17 protein-coding genes and 2 pseudogenes are annotated in these 23330 nt (G+C 44.1%); all 19 read left to right on the top strand.

The features are described from left to right. Positions 1 to 12 precede the first annotated feature (12 nt). Positions 13 to 2550, top strand: coding sequence for a heavy metal translocating P-type ATPase (locus OC25_RS08665; RefSeq protein ID WP_039474424.1), 2538 nt, complete (start codon positions 13 to 15; stop codon positions 2548 to 2550). A 195-nt stretch (positions 2551 to 2745) separates the two neighbouring features. Then, the gene (locus OC25_RS08660; RefSeq protein WP_039474421.1) at positions 2746 to 3075 is read left to right on the top strand and encodes an ArsR/SmtB family transcription factor; all 330 of its coding nucleotides are present in this window, start codon (positions 2746 to 2748) and stop codon (positions 3073 to 3075) included. A 38-nt stretch (positions 3076 to 3113) separates the two neighbouring features. Next, entirely contained in the window at positions 3114 to 3683 is a 570-nt protein-coding gene (locus tag OC25_RS08655; protein WP_039474418.1) for a DUF6428 family protein, read from the top strand. Further along, complete coding sequence (locus tag OC25_RS08650) at positions 3658 to 4182, top strand: GNAT family N-acetyltransferase (RefSeq protein WP_280740760.1); 525 nt, start codon at positions 3658 to 3660, stop codon at positions 4180 to 4182. The genes OC25_RS08655 and OC25_RS08650 overlap by 26 nt, the downstream gene beginning before the upstream one ends. 4 nt (positions 4183 to 4186) lie before the next feature. After that, positions 4187 to 4606, top strand: a complete 420-nt coding sequence (locus tag OC25_RS08645) for an arsenate reductase ArsC (RefSeq protein ID WP_039474411.1) — start codon at positions 4187 to 4189, stop codon at positions 4604 to 4606. 3 nt (positions 4607 to 4609) lie between these two features. After that, complete coding sequence (arsB, locus tag OC25_RS08640) at positions 4610 to 5689, top strand: ACR3 family arsenite efflux transporter (protein ID WP_039474408.1); 1080 nt, start codon at positions 4610 to 4612, stop codon at positions 5687 to 5689. Positions 5690 to 5716: 27 nt separating this feature from the next. After that, positions 5717 to 6454 (top strand): metallophosphoesterase family protein, encoded by a 738-nt coding sequence (locus OC25_RS08635; RefSeq protein ID WP_039474405.1) that lies wholly within the window; start codon positions 5717 to 5719, stop codon positions 6452 to 6454. 91 nt (positions 6455 to 6545) lie between these two features. Then, positions 6546 to 7292 (top strand): annotated as a pseudogene (locus tag OC25_RS08630) (TonB-dependent receptor domain-containing protein); the annotation flags it as partial. Next, positions 7264 to 8222: pseudogene (locus tag OC25_RS28540) on the top strand (DJ-1/PfpI family protein). The pseudogenes OC25_RS08630 and OC25_RS28540, both read left to right, overlap by 29 nt. 790 nt (positions 8223 to 9012) lie before the next feature. Then, complete coding sequence (locus OC25_RS27870; RefSeq protein ID WP_131538569.1) at positions 9013 to 9333, top strand: DUF6660 family protein; 321 nt, start codon at positions 9013 to 9015, stop codon at positions 9331 to 9333. Positions 9334 to 9437: 104 nt separating this feature from the next. Continuing rightward, positions 9438 to 13820 (top strand): CusA/CzcA family heavy metal efflux RND transporter, encoded by a 4383-nt coding sequence (locus OC25_RS08620; RefSeq protein ID WP_039474400.1) that lies wholly within the window; start codon positions 9438 to 9440, stop codon positions 13818 to 13820. A gap of 10 nt (positions 13821 to 13830) precedes the next feature. Next, on the top strand, positions 13831 to 15063 hold the full coding sequence (locus tag OC25_RS08615) for an efflux RND transporter periplasmic adaptor subunit (RefSeq protein WP_039474397.1): 1233 nt from the start codon (positions 13831 to 13833) through the stop codon (positions 15061 to 15063). A 150-nt stretch (positions 15064 to 15213) separates the two neighbouring features. Beyond that, complete coding sequence (locus OC25_RS08610; RefSeq protein WP_052266072.1) at positions 15214 to 17406, top strand: heavy metal translocating P-type ATPase; 2193 nt, start codon at positions 15214 to 15216, stop codon at positions 17404 to 17406. 3 nt (positions 17407 to 17409) lie between these two features. Beyond that, positions 17410 to 18732, top strand: coding sequence for an NRAMP family divalent metal transporter (locus OC25_RS08605; protein WP_039474395.1), 1323 nt, complete (start codon positions 17410 to 17412; stop codon positions 18730 to 18732). Positions 18733 to 18763: 31 nt separating this feature from the next. Further along, complete coding sequence (locus tag OC25_RS08600) at positions 18764 to 19417, top strand: phosphatase PAP2 family protein (RefSeq protein ID WP_039474392.1); 654 nt, start codon at positions 18764 to 18766, stop codon at positions 19415 to 19417. Next, complete coding sequence (locus tag OC25_RS08595; RefSeq protein WP_039474389.1) at positions 19407 to 20150, top strand: ZIP family metal transporter; 744 nt, start codon at positions 19407 to 19409, stop codon at positions 20148 to 20150. Before OC25_RS08600 ends, OC25_RS08595 begins: the two co-directional genes overlap by 11 nt. Positions 20151 to 20159: 9 nt before the next feature. Continuing rightward, complete coding sequence (locus OC25_RS08590) at positions 20160 to 20846, top strand: DUF1345 domain-containing protein (RefSeq protein WP_052266086.1); 687 nt, start codon at positions 20160 to 20162, stop codon at positions 20844 to 20846. A 24-nt stretch (positions 20847 to 20870) separates the two neighbouring features. Next, the gene (locus OC25_RS28110) at positions 20871 to 21047 is read left to right on the top strand and encodes a DUF2188 domain-containing protein (protein WP_167335378.1); all 177 of its coding nucleotides are present in this window, start codon (positions 20871 to 20873) and stop codon (positions 21045 to 21047) included. A 324-nt stretch (positions 21048 to 21371) separates the two neighbouring features. Beyond that, the gene (locus OC25_RS08580; protein ID WP_039474382.1) at positions 21372 to 23324 is read left to right on the top strand and encodes an LTA synthase family protein; all 1953 of its coding nucleotides are present in this window, start codon (positions 21372 to 21374) and stop codon (positions 23322 to 23324) included. The last annotated feature ends 6 nt before the right edge of the window (positions 23325 to 23330 follow it).

The following is a 23330-nucleotide window of genomic DNA, read 5'->3' as shown; positions in this document are numbered from 1 at the left end:
CAAATCAAAAACATGGAACACACCTATAAAATAACTGGAATGAGCTGTCAGGGCTGTCGGAGCAAAGTTGAAAATGTGCTGAATGCGATTGATGGCGTTTCTGCACAGGTAACCCTTGAACCTGCTGAAGCCGTCATAACTATGCAAGAACATATCCCCATAGAAAAGCTGCAGGAGGCTCTTTCTGCCGCCGGACATTATGGTATTGAAATGGCAGTTCAGGGAAAACATGTTCTAAATTCGTCAGAACATCATAATCAGGATCATTCAGCCAATGAGCAAAGTCCCGCGGCTCAAAATGATGATAAAAATGAAGAGGGAGGCCTGTTTTATTGTCCTATGCACTGTGAAAGTCAGAAGACTTATGATAAGCCAGGTCACTGCCCTGTATGCGGGATGGACCTGGTAAAACAGCCTGCCAAGAAACAGGCATCTCAATTTACCTGCCCCATGCATCCCGAGATTATCAGGGACAAATCAGGATCATGTCCGCTCTGCGGAATGGACCTGGTGCCTACTGGGACAAACCTTGAAGAAGAAGATAAAACTTATGAAACCCTGCTCAAAAAGTTCAAGATAGCAGCAGGTTTTACCATACCCATTTTTGTTATAGCCATGACTGAAATGATTCCAAATAATCCATTGTTTGATCTATTGGAACTTAAATACTGGAATTGGGTTCAGTTTTTTCTTTCTATTCCGGTGGTCTTTTATGCAACCTGGATGTTCTTTCAGCGGGCATGGCAATCTATAATAACCTGGAAACTGAACATGTTTACACTGATTGGGATTGGTGCCGGGGTTGCCTGGGGCTTCAGTATTGTTGCCCTTCTATTCCCCGGAGTTTTTCCTGATCAGTTTAAAACACATCATGGCACCGTTTTCGTTTATTTTGAGGCGGCAACCGTGATTCTTACGCTGGTACTGCTCGGTCAGCTTTTGGAAGCCCGGGCGCATGGCAAAACCAACAGCGCCATTAAGGAGCTGTTGAAGCTGGCCCCTAATTCAGCAACAAAAGTGGTTGGGGACAAGGAAATATCAGTATCTATTGATGATATTCAGAAAGGAGATCTGCTGAGGGTCAAGCCTGGTGACAAAATTGCGGTGGATGGTAGTATTAAGACCGGGGAAGCTATAATTGATGAATCAATGATCACAGGAGAACCCGTTCCTGTTGAGAAAAAAATAGGCGACAAGGTAAGTTCAGGCACCATCAACGGCAATAAGACTTTTGTGATGCTTGCCGAAAAAGTGGGCTCAGAAACACTGCTGTCACAGATCATCGAAATGGTCAATTCCGCCAGCCGCTCAAAAGCGCCCATCCAAAAGATGGCGGATAAAATCTCAGGTTATTTCGTGCCTGTTGTGGTATTGATTTCCATCGCAACGTTCGTGGTGTGGGCAGTATACGGCCCCGATCCAGCCTACGTTTATGCTTTTGTAAATGCAATCGCGGTATTGATTATTGCATGTCCATGTGCGCTGGGCCTGGCTACCCCAATGTCCGTAATGGTGGGAGTAGGGAAGGGCGCCCAGTCTGGGATACTGATCAAAAATGCGGAATCCCTTGAGAAAATGAATGCGATTGATGTAGCGGTCATCGACAAGACGGGTACGGTTACAGAAGGTAAACCTTCGGTAGAAAAGGTGGTCAGTGTAAATCCAGATTTTTCTCAGAAGAATATACTCGAAAAAATTGTGGCTTTGAACAGCAGCAGCGAACATCCATTGGCTCAGGCAACTTTGCGTTATGGGGAGGAAAACGAAATATCCGTTAAGGCTATATCTGACTTTGAGGCCGTTACCGGGAAGGGAGTAACAGGCAGTCTGAATGGGGAAAGACTGGCTTTGGGGAACCAAAAACTGATGGAGCATGTTAAAGCGGTGATTGATCCAAGTCTGGCCGAGCAGGTTAGTGCCGCTCAAAGGCAGGGTAAAACAGTTTCTTATTTGGCGGTTGAAAATCAGGCAGTGGGGTTTGTCGTGATTTCGGATAAGATCAAGCCTTCCAGCGCAGCTGCGATTCTAAAGCTCCAGCAGGAAGGCATCAAGGTGATTATGTTTACCGGAGACAATGAGGATACAGCGAGGGCAGTAAGCTCAACTTTAAATCTGGATGGTTTCAAAGCTCAGATGTTACCGGAAGATAAGCTGAATGAAATAAAAAAACTACAGGCCCAAGGCAAAAAGGTAGCCATGGCAGGTGACGGCATCAATGATGCCCCTGCACTTTCCCAGGCTGATATCGGGATTGCGATGGGCACGGGAACGGATGTAGCGATCCAGAGCGCCGCGATTACATTGGTGAAGGGAGATTTAAACGGGATCGCAAAAGCAAGGTTGTTAAGCCATAACGTTATGGCAAATATCAAAGGAAACCTGTTTTTTGCCCTGGGATACAATATATTGGGCATTCCGATAGCGGCAGGTATTTTATATCCGTTTTTTGGAATTTTACTTTCTCCAATGATCGCTGCACTCGCGATGAGCTTTAGCTCGGTTTCAGTTATATTAAATTCCCTGAGATTGAGAAATGCCAAAATCGACTGATATTTTTTAATTAAGAAATAAGGTAGATGCTGTTACCGATGGACGTTATTGAAGTACCTAATAGATCGCAGGCTTTGGTTTTTTCAAGCGGATGAAAACGTAAAATGCAGCTTTTTGATTTTCTAGTCAGCACAAATAAAAATCAAATTAATTTTGGGTTATTGATTTTATATCGTAATATTGCGATATAAAATTATGGGACTTACAAGATCAGAAATATTCACCGACGAGCAGAACCAGCTTTCCACACTGCTGAAAGCAATTGCGCATCCTGCCCGCATCGCCATCCTGCAAAGGATCCTTATATCCAATACCTGTATCTGCGGGGATCTGGTAGAGGAATTGGGCTTAGCACAGGCAACCATTTCGCAACACCTTAAAGAACTTAAAACAGCCGGGATCATTCAGGGAACGATCGAAGGCGTGAGTGTCTGCTATTGTATCAACCCTAAAACCTGGAAATTATTGGAAGAACAGTTGGGTACATTCTTTGGCTCGTACAAAGGCGAAACCAGCTGCTGCTAACCTTTTTTTATTTATATCAATCGTTAAATTGCAATATTATGAACAATGCAGAATTGACTAACTGGCAAACATTCAAAGCCACATTAGAACAACATCCAGAACTGATCCTTCAATTCCAGTATGCGGAAGGTAAGTGGGTAGACGCTTCATACCATATTACCGAAATCAAACAGGCACCGATCGTATCTGTGGATTGCGGAGGAAAAATGAATACCTGGACAGAAATTATCGTACAGCTTTGGGAGCCATCCGTACAGGAAAGCGAAAGGGCCATGCAGGTTAGCAAAGCGTTGTCGATTGTAAGTCTGGTAGAAAAATCTTTACCACTTAACCCCCTGGGAACCGTTAAGATAGAGTTTGGAAACTCACAGTTTGATACCAGACAGATGTATCCCGGCGAATTTTTGATCGATGGCGATAACCTGATCGTTAACCTGATCCCTGATTTTACGCAGTGCAAAGCAATCGGACGTGGGGGAAGTTGTGGAACAACAGAAACAGGGGAAGAATGCTGTGCACCAGCGGTGAAAGAAGAAAAACCAAAATTACAGATGGTAAACCTTGCTGGGGCGGGACAGACCTGTGAACCCGGTTCGGGCTGCTGCTAATCAGCGTATGGAAATTATAGAATTACTCCCCTTGCACTGGGAAGAGGTTAGAATTATTTATCTACAAGGTATCGCCACTAAGCAGGCTACCTTTCAGACCGATGCCCCGGCATGGGAAGAATGGGACAAAGGCCACCTGGCTGGTCTCCGCTATGTTGCTATCATTGATGGTAACGTGGCAGGCTGGGCAGCTTTAACCCCTGTTTCAGGCAGATGTGTCTATGCAGGGGTAACAGAAGTGAGCGTTTATATACATGAAGGCTATCGAGGTAAAGGGATAGGTGGGGCGCTATTGCAAAAGCTGGTTACCGAAAGTGAGGCCAGTAACATCTGGACGCTGCAATCAGGCATCTTTCCTGAAAATACGGGTAGTATCGCCCTGCACGAAAAGCTTGGTTTTAGAGAAATCGGTTATCGCGAAAAGATCGGCAAGATGGACGGGGTATGGCGGGATACAGTGCTGATGGAACGAAGAAGTAAAATAATAGGACAAGAATAAAAACATGAAAAAAATATTAGTACTCTGCACAGGAAACAGCTGTAGAAGCCAGTTGGCAGAAGGTTATTTAAGGCATTTTGCCGGAGATCAGGTGGAAATATACAGCGCAGGGATTGAAACACATGGCGTAAATCCAAAAGCTATCGCAGTCATGGCAGAAGATCATATCGATATTTCGGGACATACCTCGAACCATGTAGATGAATATGGCGGAATTGATTTTGATGCAGTAATCACTGTTTGCGATAATGCCAATGAAGCCTGTCCTTTCTTTCCGGGAAAAGTAGACCGTTTCCACAAGAATTTCCCTGACCCTGCAAAGGCTACAGGAACGCCAGAGGAAATGATGGACGAATTCAGAAGGGTACGTGAGCTGATCAAAGCCTATTCAGCAGATTTTGTAAACCAGTATATAAACAGATAAACCATGAGTGCAAACAATTGTGCCCCCGTTGAAGAACGAAAAAAACTGGGATTCCTTGACCGTTACCTGACCCTATGGATCTTTATCGCGATGGCGATAGGGGTTGGCATCGGCTATTTTATCCCATCATCTTCCGGTTTTATCAATTCCTTTTCCAGCGGTACAACCAACATCCCACTGGCCATCGGCCTGATCCTGATGATGTACCCGCCACTTGCCAAGGTAAAATATGAAAATATGGGCGAAGTGTTTAAGGATACCAAAGTGTTGAGCGTTTCCCTGGTGCTGAACTGGGTGGTCGGTCCGCTGTTGATGTTCTTTCTGGCCATTACTTTTTTAAGGGACTATCCTGAATATATGGTTGGCCTGATCCTGATCGGGCTAGCACGTTGTATCGCCATGGTGGTGGTATGGAACGAGCTGGCAGAAGGTAACCGCGAATATGCCGCTGGCCTGATCGCATTGAACAGCATCTTCCAGGTATTGTTATACAGCGTGTTTGCCTATATATTCATTACCGTATTGCCACCTTTCTTTGGCCTGAAAAGCCTTGAGGTAAATATAACCATTGGTGAGATCGCAAAAAGCGTGGGCATTTATTTAGGATTGCCATTTGCAATGGGTGTTATCAGCAGATATGCACTGATCAAACTCAAAGGTGAAGACTGGTTCCAGAACAGGTTTATCCCATTTATATCTCCTATAACCCTGATCGCTTTGCTGTTTACCATTGTCATTATGTTCAGCCTGAAAGGTAACCTGATCGTACAGATACCAATGGACGTGGTTCGTATTGCCATACCGCTGGTGATCTATTTCTCTATCATGTTCATCGTCAGCTTTTTTGCAGGCAGGTATTTCGGGGCAGATTATTCTAGAAGTACTTCCATTGCCTTTACTGCCACTGGTAACAATTTTGAACTGGCGATCGCCGTGGCCATTGGTGTGTTTGGAATCAATTCGGGACAGGCACTTGCCGGAGTAATCGGACCTTTGGTGGAAGTACCCGCATTGATTGCCTTGGTTAATCTGGCCTTCTGGTTCAGGAAAAAATATTATACCACAACAGAGGCTACTAACTAACAAACAATTCTAAACACCTTTTCAGATATGAGAATTGCATTATTTTCTGACGTCCATGCCAATTTCCCCGCTTTTGAAGCCATGCTGCAAGATATGGACAGCCAAAAGCCCGATGCCGTATATTGTCTGGGGGATCTTGTAGGCTACCATATCTATCCCAATGAAGTCATTGATGAAATCCGCAGAAGAGGGATTGCAACCTTAAAAGGCAACCATGACGAAAAAGTTGAAAATATCATTACCACTCCTGAAAGTTTAAATGAACCGGAAAAAAAATATGCTTATCACCTGATTCGTGAGGATAACAGGGAATATCTGACAACGCTTCCGGCACATATCAGGTTAGAATATAAACTGAACGGTGAAAAACTAAACCTTGTTTTTGCGCACGGCAGTACCAGGAGCATAGATGAATATATCCTGATAGACACAGATGCAGACTATGTTTTGGAAATGCTTAAAGAAGCTGAGGCAGATCTGCTTTTTGTCGGGCACTCCCATAAACCGTATCACCGAATCTTAGAGACACGAGATGGACGGCTTAAACATTTGATCAACCTGGGATCCGTCGGAAAGCCTAAAGACGGTGACCTAAAGGGATGTTACGTTATAGTTCACTTAAATGCAGGCAGTTCCACAACCGATAAAAATAGTATCGAAATTGAATTCAGACGTGTTGAGTACGATGTGGAAGCATCCGCCATAGCTATCATAAACAGCCCCCTCCCCGATGAGTTCGCTGATGCCTTGAGGCTTGCAAAATAGGCATAAGGGATATACCGAACCTTATTTTTGCAAAAATTAGAAGACATTGGCAAATTCTTGGTAAACGGATGTATTAAGCCTTACCCCAAAATTTGTTTTGAGCTATAAATTAGACCAGGACATGCTCTTATATGGAAGCTATGCACGAGGTTTCCGTGCCGGGGGATTGAATACAAATGCTACCGATCCGGCTCAGGTTCCTTATGCACCGGAGAATTCAGACAACTTTGAGATCGGTTGGAAGAATATGTTCTTTGATCACAAGCTAAAGCTTAACCTGACTGCATTTTATCTAGAACAGCACAATCAGCAGATTAGTACTGCAATGGATGGCATCAACGCACTCATCTTAAATGTGGGTGAGATGCGAAATAAGGGTCTGGAACTGGAACTTACTGCGTTGCCTGTTAAAGGCTTGCAGATCGACTGGAATGCAAGCTTTTCCCGCGCACGTTATTCCTCGCTGTTACTTTATAGTGCAGATCAAAATGCAGTGGTTAACTTCAAGGGAAACCAGCCAATTAATACTCCACCCCTTAGTTCTATGCTTGCTGCACAATATACCTACAATTTTGCCAGAAGTAAACCAGGGCTATCTGTTTTTGGCAGGGGAGAGTATCGATACTTGGGCAGGTTTTATTTTGATTTTATTAACGGCCTGAGCCAGCCAGGATACACTCTTTTTAACTTCAAGACAGGTATTACGACTAGGAGATTTGAGCTTAGTGGCTGGATGAGAAACGCATCCAACGCGAAGTATGTAGCCTACGGCTCATTCAGATCCTTCATGCTTGGAAGCCCTAAAACTTATGGAACAACATTTACCGCAAAATTTTAATTCTATCCAAATGAAGAAAGTAATTTTAGCTGCATTGCTGACAATTATTATGGCAGCTTGCACAGATAAAAAAAAGGAAACAAAACAAGACGGTAAAGGTGCAGAAAAGCAAAGGATTGATTTTCCTGCACCTAAGTCAAAGATAAAAACTGTGGGTATTCTGCTGTATGATAATTACGCGTTGCTGGATGCAACGGGTCCATATAATATATTTAGTGAACTGATGGGAGCAAAGGTGTTCTTCGTCGGCCGTCATAAGGGAATGATCTATACTTCCGGTATGAGCGTGCAATGCGATAGTTCCATTAATGAGGTCAAGCAACTTGATATTCTGGTCATCCCGGGGGGCTTAACAGATCCTATTCATTGACAAAGGATACTACCTTGCTGACTTGGATCAGGAACATCGACAAACGCTCGAAATACACAACCAGCGTATGTACCGGTGCATGGTTACTTGCCGCAACAGGACTATTAAAGAACCAACAGGCTACAACACACTGGTACGGGAAATCATTGTTAAAAGATGAGTTCGGGATTAGTTCTCAAAATAAGCGTTACGTAAAAAGTGGTAAGTACTGGACCAGCGCAGGTGTTTCTGCCGGAATCGACATGAGCCTTGCAGTGATAAAGGATATCATGGGCGAAAAATATACGCAGATGGTTATGCTAGATCTGGAATATGATCCCCAGCCACCAGTTAAAGGTGGAAGAACGGATAATACTGACCCCTTCGTTGTAAAGGACATGAAGGAAATGTACGATGGGGGAATGGAAGCTGTACTGCATCCTCAATCAATGAAAACTGGCTATGCTATTGATAATAAGGCCGACCCAGTTTGTCAGATGGCCGTGGCTTCTAGTGTTAGAGATACAGTCCATTATAAGGGTAATATCTACGGCTTTTGCTCGGGCAGCTTCCAGGTTTAAGCAACATCCAGCAGCTTACAACCAGTAATAAATTTAGCTTTTGACCTGCAAATTGTAATCACGCTCTATATCTATTAGGTCTTAAGGCATAAATTAACAAAAAACAATTATAGATTTTCACCTCTCGACTTAGAGAGGTGGAAAATTGCTTTATTCGTTTTCCGTCTTAAATCCTAAAATAAGTGAAATAAAAAGTACATTATTCACTTGCCTTTTCAAGCCAATCCGCAGCCCATCAATGCAAATGATAGACCAGCTTAAATGTGAGCGGAACCTCGCAATGAAAATACTGATGCGCATAAATTATTTAATTTTTTTTGCACAGATCGCATAATACACCTATAGGTAAAGGGGCTGGATATTTGATGTTTTATCGGGTCCTATTGCAAAAGTTAATCGTGTAGCTTAAAAAGCGACCTTCGTTACTAACGCAATCTGATATTTTATATTTAACGCTATATTTATTAACTTTTATTGTCCGAAAATTTTTTTTACTTCTTTCCATCTCAAAAAACTCACAAGTTGGTTATTTTCACTATTATCTTCAATAAACTGATAGTTATCAGTTTTTCTTCAGTTCAATTTTTTGAGAAAATGTTTTGATTTAGGTGGTTGATAAAGAGATAAAGCGTGTTATTTGCCTCCATAGATAGCCCGCAGTAATTAAATTATTAAATATTTAAATTCCTTTTGGGTGCATCCCGACACAGCACATTAATTTTCTATCTCGTTTTTTAACATAAAATTTGTATTTGCAAATAAATGCATATATTTGCTTAAATTTTTCAGAATGAAAAAATATATTCTGTTTTTATCCTTCATTATCGTATCTATGAGCTGCATGCCTTGCAGTGACATATTTGCTATGGGTAAAATGTCGAATATTCCTTCTACTGAAAAGAGTGTATCCACACATTCTAAAAGTGATCAAACCAGCGATTTATGCTCTCCATTCTGTGTTTGTTCTTGTTGTAATACAACATCTGAAGTTTTACTTATCAATAGTCTTGTCATCATTTCTACATCTGTGAGCACTGAATTTGATGAGGCTTACAAGGGAGAGGTTATCTCATTGCCTTTATCTGTTTGGCAACCGCCAAAATTAAGTTAAAAATCGATTTTCATTTCGATGCTGATTTTTGCCTGCATAATTGTTTGCTGGGCAATCTCTTGCGTTGATCTGTTTTTTTTATTTTTTACTTAATTAAACAAATAATGCTGAAAAAAATTATTCAGTTTTCCATAGCGAACAAGCTAGTTGTAGCACTGTTTACATTGGGCCTGATCGCATGGGGAATTTATTCCCTAAGACAACTTCCTATTGATGCTGTACCCGATATTACCAATAATCAGGTTCAGGTCATTACCCTTAGCCCATCACTAGCTACCCAGGAGGTAGAAAGACTCATTTCCTATCCGGTAGAACAGACCATGTCCACCATACCTGAGATCGAACAGGTACGTTCCATTTCTAGATTCGGACTCTCTGTAGTTACCATCGTTTTCCATGATGATGTTGACATTTATTGGGCCCGTCAGCAAGTAAACGAAAAGTTAGCTGAAGCCAAAAATAATATTCCCTCAGGACTTGGCAATCCTGAAATCTCACCGATATCAACAGGACTCGGGGAGATTTACCAATATGTAATCCATGCCAAGCCTGGTTTCGAAAAGAAATTCAATGCCCGTGAACTCCGAAGCATACAGGACTGGATTGTAAGGAGACAGCTTCTGGGAACTCCGGGCATTGCCGAGGTCAACAGTTTCGGAGGCCTTCTAAAACAGTATGAAATTGCCCTAGATCCCGATAAACTAAGAAGTTTAAACCTGAGCATCAGTGATGTTTTTGCTGCGCTTGAACAAAATAACCAGAATACCGGGGGGGCTTATATAGACAAAAAACCTAATGCTTATTTTATCAGGAGTGAGGGCTTGGTCGGTAATCTCGATGACATTAACAAGATCGTTGTCAAAAACAATGCAAATGGTATACCCGTGCTCATACATGATATTGCCACCGTGCAGATCGGAAGTTCTATCCGCTATGGCGCTCTGACCCGGGCGACTAAACAAGGTGAAGGAGAAGCTGTCGGAGGCATTGTGATGATGCTGAAAGGTGCAAATGCAAACAATGTTGTTAAACAGGTAAAGGAAAAAATTGCTCGTATCGGCAAAACCCTCCCTCAGGGCGTAACCATTGAACCTTTCTTGGACAGAAGTGCACTTGTTGACCGGGCCATGGGCACGGTTGCCAAAAACCTGATCGAAGGAGCGTTAATTGTAATTTTCGTTCTGGTCTTGTTCCTTGGGAATTTCAGAGCCGGACTGGTGGTTGCATCGGTCATCCCGCTTGCCATGCTATTTGCGATTTCTATGATGAACCTTTTTGGGGTCTCGGGTAATCTGATGAGCCTTGGTGCGATTGATTTCGGACTCATTGTGGATGGCGCGGTAATTATCGTGGAAGCTACCATGCACATACTTTCGGAAAACAAATTGGGCAGGGCATATACCCAAACCGAGATGAATGAGCAGGTTGAAAAATCTGCCGTAAGGATGATGAGCGCTGCTGCATTTGGACAGATCATTATTCTGATCGTTTATCTTCCTATTCTTGCCCTGGTAGGTATTGAAGGTAAGATGTTCGGACCGATGGCACAAACGGTATCATTCGCCATCATGGGTGCCTTTATATTATCACTTACCTATGTGCCGATGGTGTCTTCTATTTTCTTGAGTAAGAAGGGCGCACATAAAAGGAATTTTTCAGACCGTATGATGGATTTTTTCCAGCGTAAGTATTCTCCGATGATCAAGGGTGCGCTGAACAGACGTTTTCTAGTCGTTGCATTCTCTGTTGTGCTGTTGGCCATCAGTGTTTTCATATTTACGAAAATGGGAGGAGAGTTTATTCCCACTTTAGAAGAAGGCGATTTCGCGGTAGAGACCCGGTTATTGACCGGTAGTTCGCTATCACAGACCATTGACAAAGTAAATCAGGCGTCCAAGATCCTGGTTGAAAAATTTCCTGAGGTTAAAGAAGTGATCGGAAAGGTTGGTGCAGCAGAAATTCCCACAGATCCCATGCCCATGGAAGCCTGCGATCTGACGATTGTATTAAAGGATAAAAAAGATTGGACAACAACCCACGATAGGGAGGAACTGGCAGAGATGATGAGCAAGGCACTTGAAGAAGTTCCCGGCGTTAGCTTTGGTTTCTCTCAGCCGATCCAGCTCCGATCAAATGAACTGATCTCCGGGGTAAGACAGGATATCGGGATAAAGGTCTTTGGCGATGACCTTGAAGCACTAACCAGCATTTCCCAAAAGATAGGTAAGATCGTTTCAGGTGTGGAAGGAGCAAAGGATCTGTACCTTGAACAGGCAACCGGTCTTCCGCAGATCGTCGTAAAAATCAACCGTGATCGCATCGCCCAATATGGGCTGAGTGTAGGCACGGTCAACCAAGCTCTTAACACGGCATTCGCAGGTCAGTCCGCCGGGCTAGTCTATGAAGGTGAACAGCGTTATGATATCGTTGTGCGTCTTTCCCAGCAAAATCGTCAAGGGATAGATGATGTTAAAAACGTATACGTAACCGCACCGAATGGCAACCAGGTACCACTGGATCAGCTGGCACAAATCGAATTCAAGATCGGTCCAAACCAGATTCAGCGGGAAGATACCAAGCGAAGGATTATCGTAGGCCTTAACGTCCGCGGTCGGGATATCCAGAGTGTGGTTACGGAGATTGAATCCAAGATCAATCAGCAGATCAAGCTTCCGGCAGGATACTATATCACTTATGGCGGCCAGTTTGAAAACCTGAAGGAAGCAACCTCAAGACTCTCTGTCGCAGTACCTGTAGCGCTTTTACTGATCCTACTGTTGCTATATTTCTCTTTCGGGTCTGTGAAACAATCCATACTCATCTTCTCGGCTATTCCCATGGCGGCAATTGGTGGTATACTTGGCCTTCTTTTAAGGGGAATGCCTTTTAGTATCTCAGCAGGCGTAGGTTTCATTGCGCTCTTTGGGGTGGCGGTACTAAACGGAATTGTTCTGATTACGGAATTCAACAGGCTCAAGAAAATGAATAAATACAGTATCCGCGATATTGTACTCGAGGGAACTTCCATACGTTTGCGACCAGTGTTGATGACTGCAACAGTTGCCTCTCTTGGATTTCTTCCCATGGCGATATCAAGCGCAGCAGGTGCGGAGGTGCAAAAGCCGCTGGCTACCGTCGTGATCGGTGGATTGATTACCTCAACAATATTAACCCTAATCGTACTTCCCGTGCTTTATACTTATTTTGAAGGTTGGAAAAGCAAGAAAACTGCCCTTCCAACAACTGTAGTTGCCATTGCAATGTTCATCGGACTGCTTTCAATGTCTCCTCAGACGCAAGCGCAGACCATTCCCAATCAGGGCATGAGCCTCGAACAGGCTCTGAACACCGCTTTGAACAATAATCAGGCTGTCAAGTCCTCTACCCTGCAGATTGGCCGTCAACAGGCACTCCGCGGATCTTCAACGGATCTGGGGAAAACGACTGTCGAACTACAGTACGGACAGATCAATACCATTAAACGTGACAATAACTTCTCAGCATCCCAGAACATTCCCTACCCTGGGCTATTTAAAAGCCAGCGTAATCTGTATGATGCGCAAATCAGGGGAGCGGAGATCAGCCTGCAGGTGACCCAGAGGGAACTGTCCTACCAGGTAAAAACTGTATACGCCCAGCTGGAGTATTTTATTGCCCTTCGAAAACTTTACAACAGTCAGGACAGTGTATATAGCAATTTCCTGAAAGCGGCCTCACTAAGGTTTCAGGCAGGGGAAACCAATCTGCTGGAAAAAACTACAGCTGAAACCCAATACAATGAGGTACGCAACCAGATGAGCAAAAACGAAGCTGATATTTTAGCTTACACAGCTGAACTTAAGCGTTTACTTAATACCCGGGAACAAATCAGCATTATGAATGCTGAATTTACTCAGGTATCCTGGAACATCAATCCAACCGATACCGTAACCGCTGAAAATCCAATTCTTGCACTTCAGGCCCAGCAGATTCAAATTGCCGATAAAGCCATCAGGCTGGAACGTTCACGTTCAGGTCCCGATTTCAGTGTTGGTTATTTCAATCAATCCATTATTGGTGCCCAGAACGTTGGCGGCCAGGACCTTTATTTCAATGGTGGCAAGCGTTTTCAGGGTGTTTCAGCTGGAATATCCATTCCACTTTTCTTTAAACCCTTTGCCTCCAGGATAAAGGCGGCAAAGATTGATAAACAAGTAGCAGAAAGTGATTTTGTCCTCTCCCAAACTGACCTGCGCGGGCGGTATGAGCAGGCTTTTCAGGACCTCCAAAAGAATTCCAGAAGTATAGCCTATTATAAGAATAGTGCCCTTCCAAATGCCAACTTGATTTTAAAACAATCTCAAATTGCCTTCCAGGCAGGGGAGATCGGTTATGTGGAATATCTTCAGGCCCTTAGAACTTACTCAGATATCCGTTTCAACTATCTGGAAGCCATCAACCAATACAATCAATCCGTATACACATTACAGTACCTAAAAGGTCAATAACAATATTAAAATGAAAAAATTATTTAAAATCCTAAGCCGATTATCTTATGTAGCCGCACTAGCGGTGCTTCTCTCTTCCTGCGGTAGCAAGGAAAAAGATGGCGCTGGAACGGAAGGCGCTGCGGATAGTACGGCAACTGAAGAAAGCAATTCTGTAGAGCTCAGCCAGTCACAGTTCAAGACTGTGGGTGTAGAACTTGGAAGTCCCGAACTCCGCGCACTCAGCGGTATGCTCAAAGTCAACGGATTTATAGACGTTCCCCCGCAAAATCTGGTTAGCATAACGACCCAGATGGGCGGCATCGTAAAATCAACTCCATTATTACAGGGAACAAAGGTAAGTAAGGGCCAGGTGATCGCTATACTTCAAAACCAGGAATTTGTTCAGATGCAGCAGGACTACCTTGAAAGTAAGAGCCAACTGGAGCTGTCAGATTCAGAATACAAAAGACAGCAGACTCTTGCTCAGCAGAACGTTAATGCACAAAAGACCCTGCAGCAGGCAAAAGCAGCTTATCAAGGGAATCTTGCCAGGGAAAATGCGTTGAGACAACGCCTCCAGCTTATCAACATCAGCCCCTCTACGCTCACCGCCAATAACATCCGCAGTCAGGTGAATATCTATTCCCCAATCAGCGGATATGTAACCAAGGTAAACGTGAATACCGGAAAATTTGTAGCACCCAACGATGTAATGTTTGAGATCGTCAACAGTTCAAACCTTCACGTCGAGCTAAATGTGTTTGAGAAGGATGCACAGATGGTCAAAAAAGGTCAAAAGGTACTTTTTACACTGACCAATGATTCAACCCAACGGACTGCAACCGTGCAACTGGTGGGCGGTGAGATCAATACCGATAAAACAGTGACCGTTCACGCGATTGCCCAGGGAAGTACGGGATTTATACCTGGTACTTACCTGAAGGCTTTAATCGAGACCGGTACCATGCAGGTTACCGCCTTGCCTTCTGCAGCGGTTGTAGACTTTGAGGGTAAAAAATACATTTTCGTCAAAAATACAGCAGATAAAAAAGCAAATGAACCTGCGAAAGCGGAGAACGGGGCTACAACGGCAAGCAGTGGAACAGTGCACCATTTCGAAATGGTGGAAGTGACAACAGGAATATCCGATGGTGGTTATATTGAAGTAACCATGCCCGCTGGAAGAGATTTCGCGGGTAAGGTCGTATTAAAGGGAACTTACGATCTCCTGTCCAAAATGAAGAACAGCGAGGAAGAGTAGCTTCCCGGACAGATATTTTTCAGTACACACAGTTGAATAAGGTGCCTCGTTAGGGAGGCATCTTTTTAAAGAAAAATATGATCCCAAAAAGGCGATAAGTATACCTCAAGTTCTTGCACTGAATATCCAATTAAATCAATCTACCCCGACATGGAAAACAAGAATAAAAAATCTGAAACTAAATCAACTGGCAAAAAGCCCGTAATCCGGGAAAAAGGTCCGGATGCCAAAGAAGTTAAAAAGGAGGAGACTCAGCAAGACAGTAAAACTGCAAAACGCATCACTCCGGAAACGCAACCTAATAGAAAAAAAGAAACGACTAAGAAAAAGGATTCAAATAAAGACCATACTAATGAAGAAGGCGAAGATCATGAACATGGCGGGATTTTCGGTAAAAACACCGAAATGATCTTTGCCATCATCTGTGGGGTGGCCTTAGGGACAGGATTTGGGATTTCCTTCATCGAAGGTGTGCCAGAATGGGCAAGCCTGGTGCTCTACATAACGGCCTATTTCTTTGGTGGTTTCTTTACGGCCAAGGAAGCTGTGGAGACCATACTGAAAGGTGGGTTTGAAATTGATTTTTTAATGCTGGTTGCAGCAATAGGCGCGGCTATTTTGGGTTCATGGGCTGAAGGTGCACTGCTGCTGTTTTTATTTAGCTTGGGACATGCCCTGGAGCATTATGCTATGGGCAAGGCCAGGAAAAGTATCGAAGCTTTGACCAGCCTCGCACCACCTACAGCTCTGGTAGTCAGAGGTGGTAAAGAATCCGAAGTGAGAATCGAGGAACTCGAGCTCGGGGATGTCATTATCATTAAACCAAACAGCAAGATCCCGGCAGATGGGGTTGTTGTGAAGGGGGAAGGTAGCGTTAACCAGGCGCCAATCACAGGGGAAAGTGTTCCTGTAGATAAATCTCCCGTTCCTGACCCCGATACCGACTACACCACCGATAAGAAGATTAAGCCGCAATTCCGCGTTTTTGCAGGAACCATAAACGGCGCTTCGGTTCTTGAAGTAAAAGTCATTCGCGAGGCTAAGGACTCCACCATTTCCCGTTTGGTGAAAATGGTCAACGAGGCGGAAAAACAAAAATCACCTACCCAGCTTTTTACCGATAAGTTCGAAAAATATTTTGTTCCAACAGTATTGGTGCTGGTAGCACTACTATGTTTTGCCTTTTTGGTGATCGATGAACCGTTTAGCAAAAGCTTTTACAGGGCAATGTCGGTATTGGTGGCCGCAAGCCCATGTGCATTGGCAATCTCTACGCCTAGTGCGGTGCTCAGTGGCGTCGCCCGGGCAGCACGTGGTGGCGTTCTGATAAAAGGCGGCAGACCTCTCGAGGATCTGGGTGCACTTAATGCCATTGCATTTGACAAAACCGGCACACTTACCGAAGGAAAACCCCAGCTCACAAACGTCATTCCGCTCAACGGTGTTGATGAGCAGGATTTAATGGCTATCTCCATAGCCGTAGAGAAACTAAGCGATCACCCGCTCGCCGAAGCTATTGTTAAGGGGGCAGGTGAGCGAATGAAGAAAAAAACGCTTCCCCAGGCCCATAACGTGAAAGGGATCACGGGTAGGGGCGTTCAGGCAGAGGTGGACGGCAAAAAGGTATTCATTGGGAACAAAGCGCTCTTTGAAAAAGATGGCATTCCGGACGATATCAGAAAGCAGGTTGAAGATCTGGAAAAGGGTGGACATACTTCGATGCTGGTCAGAGTGGAAAAGAATTTCATTGGTATACTTTCTCTCATGGACGTTCCCAGGGATGAAGCCAAGAATGTGCTTAAAGAGCTTTCCGAGCTAGGGATCAAAAAGATGATCATGCTTACCGGTGATAATCAACAGGTTGCCGAGGCGGTAGCCAAGCAGATTGGGGTAACCGAGGCCTGGGGGAACCTGATGCCCGAGGATAAAGTGAAGGCGGTACAGAAGCTTGCCAAATCAGAAAAGATGGTCGCCATGGTGGGGGATGGCGTGAACGATGCTCCAGCCATGGCCAAAAGCACAGTTGGGATCGCTATGGGTGCTGCAGGATCTGATGTAGCACTGGAAACGGCCGATATCGCCCTGATGGGCGACAAGCTGGAAAGCCTTCCCTTTGCTATCGGACTCAGTCGCAAAGCTAAAGGTATCATTAAGCAGAACCTATGGATTTCCCTTGGCGTTGTTGGTGCTTTGATTCCCTTGACTATTGCAGGGATCGCCACAATCGGTCCTGCGGTGATTGCCCACGAGGGTTCAACCCTTGTTGTTGTATTCAATGCGCTAAGGCTTCTCGCTTATAATAATAGCTATAATAAGAAAACTCCAAAAGGGAAGAAAAAATAAAGCATGTTTAAAAAGGTTAAAAAATTCCTGAAGGCCCTTGGGCCGGGCATCGTTACCGGTGCGAGTGACGATGACCCATCAGGTATTGCCACCTATTCGCAGGCTGGAGCGAAATATGGCCTTGCAACACTTTGGACAGTGATCATCACATTTCCCCTGATGGCAGCAATTCAGGAGATCTGTGCTCGGATCGGGCTGATCACAACGGTCGGCCTGACCACTACGCTTAAAAACCACTATCCCAAATGGGTACTGTACCTGATGATTATATTCAGTGTTCCCGCTATTGTGCTAAACATAGGCGCTGATATCGCTGGAATGGGCGCAGTGGCACATCTTATATTTCCTGGTATCCATGCCATAATTTTCAGTGTGCTGTTTACCGGGATTCTGCTATTTTTTATCATCTACCTGCCTTATTCAACATTCGTCTCGGTGTTAAAGTATCTGTGCCTGACACTAATGCTTTATATTATCGTTCCCTTTTTTACCAAGCCCGATTGGGCAGCCGTGATGAAGGCTACCTTTATTCCAACTATCAAATGGAACAAGGAGTTTATTGGCATGTTGGTAGCGATTCTGGGAACGACCATATCACCATATCTTTTTTTCTGGCAGACTGCAATGGAAGCTGAGGATGTAAAGTCTGTAAAAAGGCAGATGATGGTCAATAAAAGACTGGTCAGTATCAATGGGGAAAAACTCACAGGCGAGGAACATAAGAAAAAAGAAAACAAACTCCTCGGACTACTCATCAGCAAGATGTCGCTGGACGTGAACCTGGGTATGTTGCTTTCCAACATGATTATGTTTTTTACCATCCTGGCTACCGGAACTGCTTTGTATAACCAGGGTATTCGTCAGATCGATACCGTGGAGCAGGCTGCCAAAGCACTTGAACCCGTTGCAGGGAAAGCATCTTACCTTCTTTTTGCCCTCGGGGTGATCGGAACAGGGTTTCTTGCAATCCCCGTACTCAGCGGAAGCTTGTCCTATATCATCTCTGAGACATTCGGATGGAAAGGCAACCTGGACAGGAAGTTCAATCAGGCAAAGCCATTCTACGCAGTTATTATTGTATCGGTAATTCTGGGCTTACTAATGAACTATATTGGAATCAGCCCCGTGGATGCACTGCTCTACACGGCTATACTTTATGGTGTGACCTCGCCGGTGATCATTGCCATATTGTTGCACATTTCCAATAACCGAAAGGTTATGGGAGAATTTACCAACGGCAGAATTTCCAATATCCTTGGCCTGGCAACATTTCTGCTGATGGCAGTATCGGCAATATTCCTGATCTACCTCCAATTTACCTCATAAATAACAGGCAGCCACAACCTTCGATAAAAACATGAAAGATAAGATTCCATTTCCGGTTCTAATTACAGGCTTAGTTTTTTTAGGTCTGATGGCTATGTTTACGTTTGCCGATACCCATATTTTAAGCTATCTTAAAAACCAAGATGAGCTTCTGCTTTTTCTGGCCAATGAAAAGCATTCTCGTTTCTGGGACCTGGTATTAAAGGAGTCAGCTAGCTTTTGGTTCTGGATACCCTTTTATTGTTTCCTCTTACTAATGCTACTCGCTTATGACCGGGTCAGATTCTTAAGAAAAGTCATTTTTATTCTTATTTATTTATTGGTTTCAATAGGAAGCCTGACGGCTTTAAATAGGATTTTTGGTCATCTGAGGCCCCTATACGACCAATCTTTCAAAACCGAACTTAAAATCAGTATCAATGGTGCGGGTGAGCTTTACGGTTGTCTTCCGATTCCTTCTATTGCAGCAGGTCTCGCGATTCTCATGGTCCTGTTCTTTGGCAGGCGCCATTTGATTCTAAATGGGGTGATTGGACTTTGGGCTTTGCTTTACATGTATAGCAGGGCCTATAATAGCTGGAACTATCCCAGCGAAATTATTTTCGGTGCAGGCTTTAGCCTCGCCCTTGGATATCTTTCCTTTTATGCCTATAACCTTTATTTAAAAAAGAGCTATGCAGGTTAATCAACTGATATCAGTTAATATACTGCTGTTTGCAGTCGTTCCGGTTATTCTGCTATTGATCGGAGGCATGATTGTTACCTGGAAAAAGCCAACAGTCGCGCTGCAGAGTACGATCCTTCACTTCGCCGCGGGAGTGGTCTTTTCTGTGGTTGCAGTGGAACTTTTGCCTGATATGATCAGGATCCATGATACCACCGCAATCATAATAGGCTTTACCCTGGGTATTTCGGCCATGCTAGTCATCAAATGGTATACCGCCAGGCTTGAACTTAAAATGGGCGGATCAAATGATGGAAAGCTTTTGCCATGGGGAATGCTAATTGCAGTAGGCATTGACCTGTTGCTGGATGGGCTTCTCCTCGGGATCGGATTTGCAGCAGGATCAAAAGAAGGAACCCTGCTTGCACTGGCGCTTGCCATGGAATGCCTTTCGCTTGGCCTTGCGGTAGGAACCAGGCTGACCAAACTTGGAAGTTCCAAAAGCAGGCTGATGCGCATCCTTTTGATTTTTGGACTCGTTTTTTTATTGGGAACCGCAGGTGGTTTTTTCATGCTGCATTTTACAGGAGAAAAAGTGTTAGAGCTCGTGCTCTCCTTTGGCAGCGCAGCCTTATTGTTTTTAGTTACTGAGGAACTGCTGGTGGAAGCCCATGAAGAAAAGGACTCCCCATTTTTCACAGCCGCCTTTTTCGCCGGATTTCTATTATTTATGGTTCTGGGACTCATCATTTAATCAATGCCAATGCAAAACGTAAAAAAAATCAGCCAACTCGATGCCCATCATAAGCTTTACATCTCGCTTGGTGTTGCCATTACTGCCCTCGGAATATGCTATGCTGTGGAACTGGAGAATTCGCTCAGGTGGATGATTGCATGGCTTAGTTATGCGCTCACGAGCATCATCCTTGTCTGGATAACGATTCGTTCCGCTCATCCCAGTCAGATCAAACACGATGCCCATGCCCAGGATTCAAGCAGAACATTTATTTTTTTATTTGCCGTTGCCGCTGCTTTCGCCAGTCTTTTTTCCATTATCATGCTGCTGCGGGAGAATTCTGATAAGACTGATCAGAGCATGTTGACGGAGATCATCGTTCCCCTGCTTTGCGTGGTCAGCTCGTGGTGGCTTGTCCATACCGTCTTTACGATGCGATATGCACATTTTTATTACTGTGACATCGACCATGAGAAGAAAGGGAAAGTAGAAAAGCCGGGCGGACTCATCTTTCCTGGCGGGCAAGATCCGGATTACATGGACTTTGTTTACTTCGCCTTCGTGGTTGGAATGACCTTTCAGGTATCCGATGTAGAAATTTCCGCCAAACGTATCCGCAGACTTGCCTGGATGCATGGGGTACTTTCTTTTGCTTTCAATACGGTCATTGTGGCCCTAACAATTAATGTGCTCTCGGGCATGGTTCAAAAATAATTTAAACAACAAAAAATATATAAAATGGCCTGGACAGAACAGAATTTTCCGATGGAAATGAAAGACCTCGACCCAAGGGTGAGAGAGAAAGCACTAGAGATTGCCAATGAACTTAAAAATACAAGAGAAGTAAGCGAACTACATATAGTGGAAGTCGCCATCAACAGGGCTCAGCAATGGTTCATGAACCTTGAGGGGTAATAATAACCGATCAAATACAATATGATTTAAAAAGTGGTCAGGAGTTCAGAAATCTTCGGGCCATTCAAAAGAATTTAATCAAATGCAGAACAAAAGAAACATAAAGGCCCGGCCCGCTGCTGCCGGGACTGGCGGAAACGCCGCAAGGAAGAAAAAGTTGAAAACCCCAAGGACTTCCATATATCGAATGGTTTTTTATTGGATAATGACACTGCTCCTTATGCTTGGCGTTTATTCGAAGGCTAGGCATTTTTTCAGGATCCACTGGAACAAAGATAAAAAGCCAATAACCCAATCAGCCTCCCCCAATCAAAAAACCGAAAAATGATAAGATCTATTTTCATCAAAAGTCGCTACAGCCTCCTGCATTATTTTATGCTAAGTTTTCTTGTCGTCTCCAGTTTCTTCAGGATCATTTTAATCGCGATGTCCTTCAGCAAGGGAGGGCTCAAAACCATAGACATATTTACTGCACTTGCAAAGGGCGTGGTTTTCGATCTGGGGGTGAGTATCTATTTTTGCTTATTTTATGCCGTTTATCTGCTTTGCCTTCCCCAAAAATGGAACGGGTCAGCTTTTGACCGCACCTTTACCAGGATATTATTGTTTCTAATGGTACTGATATCGGTATTCTCTTTCTTTGCTGAATTTACCTTCTGGCTGGAATTTGAAAGCCGCTTCAATTTCATAGCAGTAGATTATTTGATCTACACTTACGAGGTACTGCACAACATCAATGAGTCTTACCCACTCCCGCTTTTAATTGCAGGCGTTGTACTCATTTCCCTGCTATGGAACTATCTCATGCGTGCAGCCTTCAGGATCAGTTTCCGTTCAGTTACCCCTGTTCTCCACAGGTTTTTATTTACCCTACTGATTGTTTTGATGGCAATATTTTATGGCCAGAAGGTGGACAATTCCTGGGCCGAGCGTAGCAGTAACCGATATGTAAGCGAAATTTCCAAAGCGGGGATATATTCATTCATTGCAGCGTTCCGCTCAAATGAGCTGAACTATGACCAGTTTTATCCCATGACATCAGAGATGGTCGCATTTAATACCACAAGAAAAGAGCTGTCATCTCCATTGGCAAGATTTATGCCAGGGGAAGGTTCGATTCGCCGAATCGTTTCCAATGGCAATGGCCAAAGCAGATCGAACGTGATCATGGTGGTAATGGAAAGTTTTAGTGCGGATTATATGGGAACCTTTGGTAATGCACAGGGACTTACGCCAACACTTGATACCCTCGCAAAACAAAGCGTTTTATTTAAGCGGATGTATGCCACTGGCACACGAACGGTACGCGGTATGGAAGCGCTTTCCCTAGCCCTTCCGCCAACCCCTGGAAACAGCATTGTCAGAAGAGAAAATAATGCAAATCTAACCACCATTGGAAGTATATTTTCTAAACGCGGGTATTCAACTTCTTTTTTTTATGGTGGGGATGGCTACTTCGACAATATGAATCAGTTCTTTGGTAACAATGGATACGAGATAACCGATAGGGGCCGAAAACTAACAGTGGGAGATACCTATAAGGTAAAACGAACGATCCTAAAGGATGATCAGGTTGCCTTTGAAAATGCCTGGGGCATTTCTGACGGGGACCTGCTTTCTGCAGTGATCCGTGATGCGGACAAACGTTTCCAGACAAAAAAGCCGTTCTACGATTTTGTGATGACCACATCCAACCATCGTCCTTTTACCTATCCCGGAGGAAAAATTGATATCGCCCCGGGAACGGGGAGGGAGGGGGCCGTGAAGTACACTGACTTTGCCATCGGTGAATTTTTAGAAAAAGCCCGGAAAAAACCTTGGTTCGACAATACGATATTTATATTCATTGCTGATCACTGCGCTGAAAGTGCAGGGAAAAATGAAATCGATATCTCCCGGTACCATATTCCCGCTATGATCTATAATCTTAAAGGACAGGTCCCTTTGACAATTTCAGCCCTCTGTTCTCAGATCGACCTCTACCCAACCTTGTTTGGATTGCTCAAATGGGATTTCCAGGGCAATAACTATGGAATGGATGTACGCTCAGTAGCCTATCGCCCAAGGATCATGCTGGGGACCTATCAAAAACTTGGCTATCTCCGCAATGACACGCTTGTGGTACTCAGCCCACGAAAAGCCCCCCAGAGTTATAGGTACGATTTCACTACAAACGTACAAACGCCCGTAAAGACGCCAAAAAAGATAAGTCTGGAAGCCATCTCGCTATACCAGAGCGCCTATCATCTTTTTAAAAATGGTGGATTAAAACAATAACAATCA

The sequence above is a fragment of the Pedobacter kyungheensis genome (genome assembly GCF_000812965.1).
Classification (GTDB): domain Bacteria; phylum Bacteroidota; class Bacteroidia; order Sphingobacteriales; family Sphingobacteriaceae; genus Pedobacter; species Pedobacter kyungheensis.
Note: the sequence above shows the minus strand (reverse complement) of the source record. Positions and strands in the feature narration are given on the sequence as shown.

Coding starts and splice junctions, on each gene's coding strand:
- OC25_RS08665 (WP_039474424.1), top strand. CDS start 13: ATGGAACACACCTATAAAATAACTGGAATGAGCTGTCAGGGCTGTCGG.
- OC25_RS08660 (WP_039474421.1), top strand. CDS start 2,746: ATGGGACTTACAAGATCAGAAATATTCACCGACGAGCAGAACCAGCTT.
- OC25_RS08655 (WP_039474418.1), top strand. CDS start 3,114: ATGAACAATGCAGAATTGACTAACTGGCAAACATTCAAAGCCACATTA.
- OC25_RS08645 (WP_039474411.1), top strand. CDS start 4,187: ATGAAAAAAATATTAGTACTCTGCACAGGAAACAGCTGTAGAAGCCAG.
- arsB (WP_039474408.1), top strand. CDS start 4,610: ATGAGTGCAAACAATTGTGCCCCCGTTGAAGAACGAAAAAAACTGGGA.
- OC25_RS08635 (WP_039474405.1), top strand. CDS start 5,717: ATGAGAATTGCATTATTTTCTGACGTCCATGCCAATTTCCCCGCTTTT.
- OC25_RS27870 (WP_131538569.1), top strand. CDS start 9,013: ATGAAAAAATATATTCTGTTTTTATCCTTCATTATCGTATCTATGAGC.
- OC25_RS08620 (WP_039474400.1), top strand. CDS start 9,438: ATGCTGAAAAAAATTATTCAGTTTTCCATAGCGAACAAGCTAGTTGTA.
- OC25_RS08615 (WP_039474397.1), top strand. CDS start 13,831: ATGAAAAAATTATTTAAAATCCTAAGCCGATTATCTTATGTAGCCGCA.
- OC25_RS08610 (WP_052266072.1), top strand. CDS start 15,214: ATGGAAAACAAGAATAAAAAATCTGAAACTAAATCAACTGGCAAAAAG.
- OC25_RS08605 (WP_039474395.1), top strand. CDS start 17,410: ATGTTTAAAAAGGTTAAAAAATTCCTGAAGGCCCTTGGGCCGGGCATC.
- OC25_RS08600 (WP_039474392.1), top strand. CDS start 18,764: ATGAAAGATAAGATTCCATTTCCGGTTCTAATTACAGGCTTAGTTTTT.
- OC25_RS08595 (WP_039474389.1), top strand. CDS start 19,407: ATGCAGGTTAATCAACTGATATCAGTTAATATACTGCTGTTTGCAGTC.
- OC25_RS08590 (WP_052266086.1), top strand. CDS start 20,160: ATGCAAAACGTAAAAAAAATCAGCCAACTCGATGCCCATCATAAGCTT.
- OC25_RS28110 (WP_167335378.1), top strand. CDS start 20,871: ATGGCCTGGACAGAACAGAATTTTCCGATGGAAATGAAAGACCTCGAC.
- OC25_RS08580 (WP_039474382.1), top strand. CDS start 21,372: ATGATAAGATCTATTTTCATCAAAAGTCGCTACAGCCTCCTGCATTAT.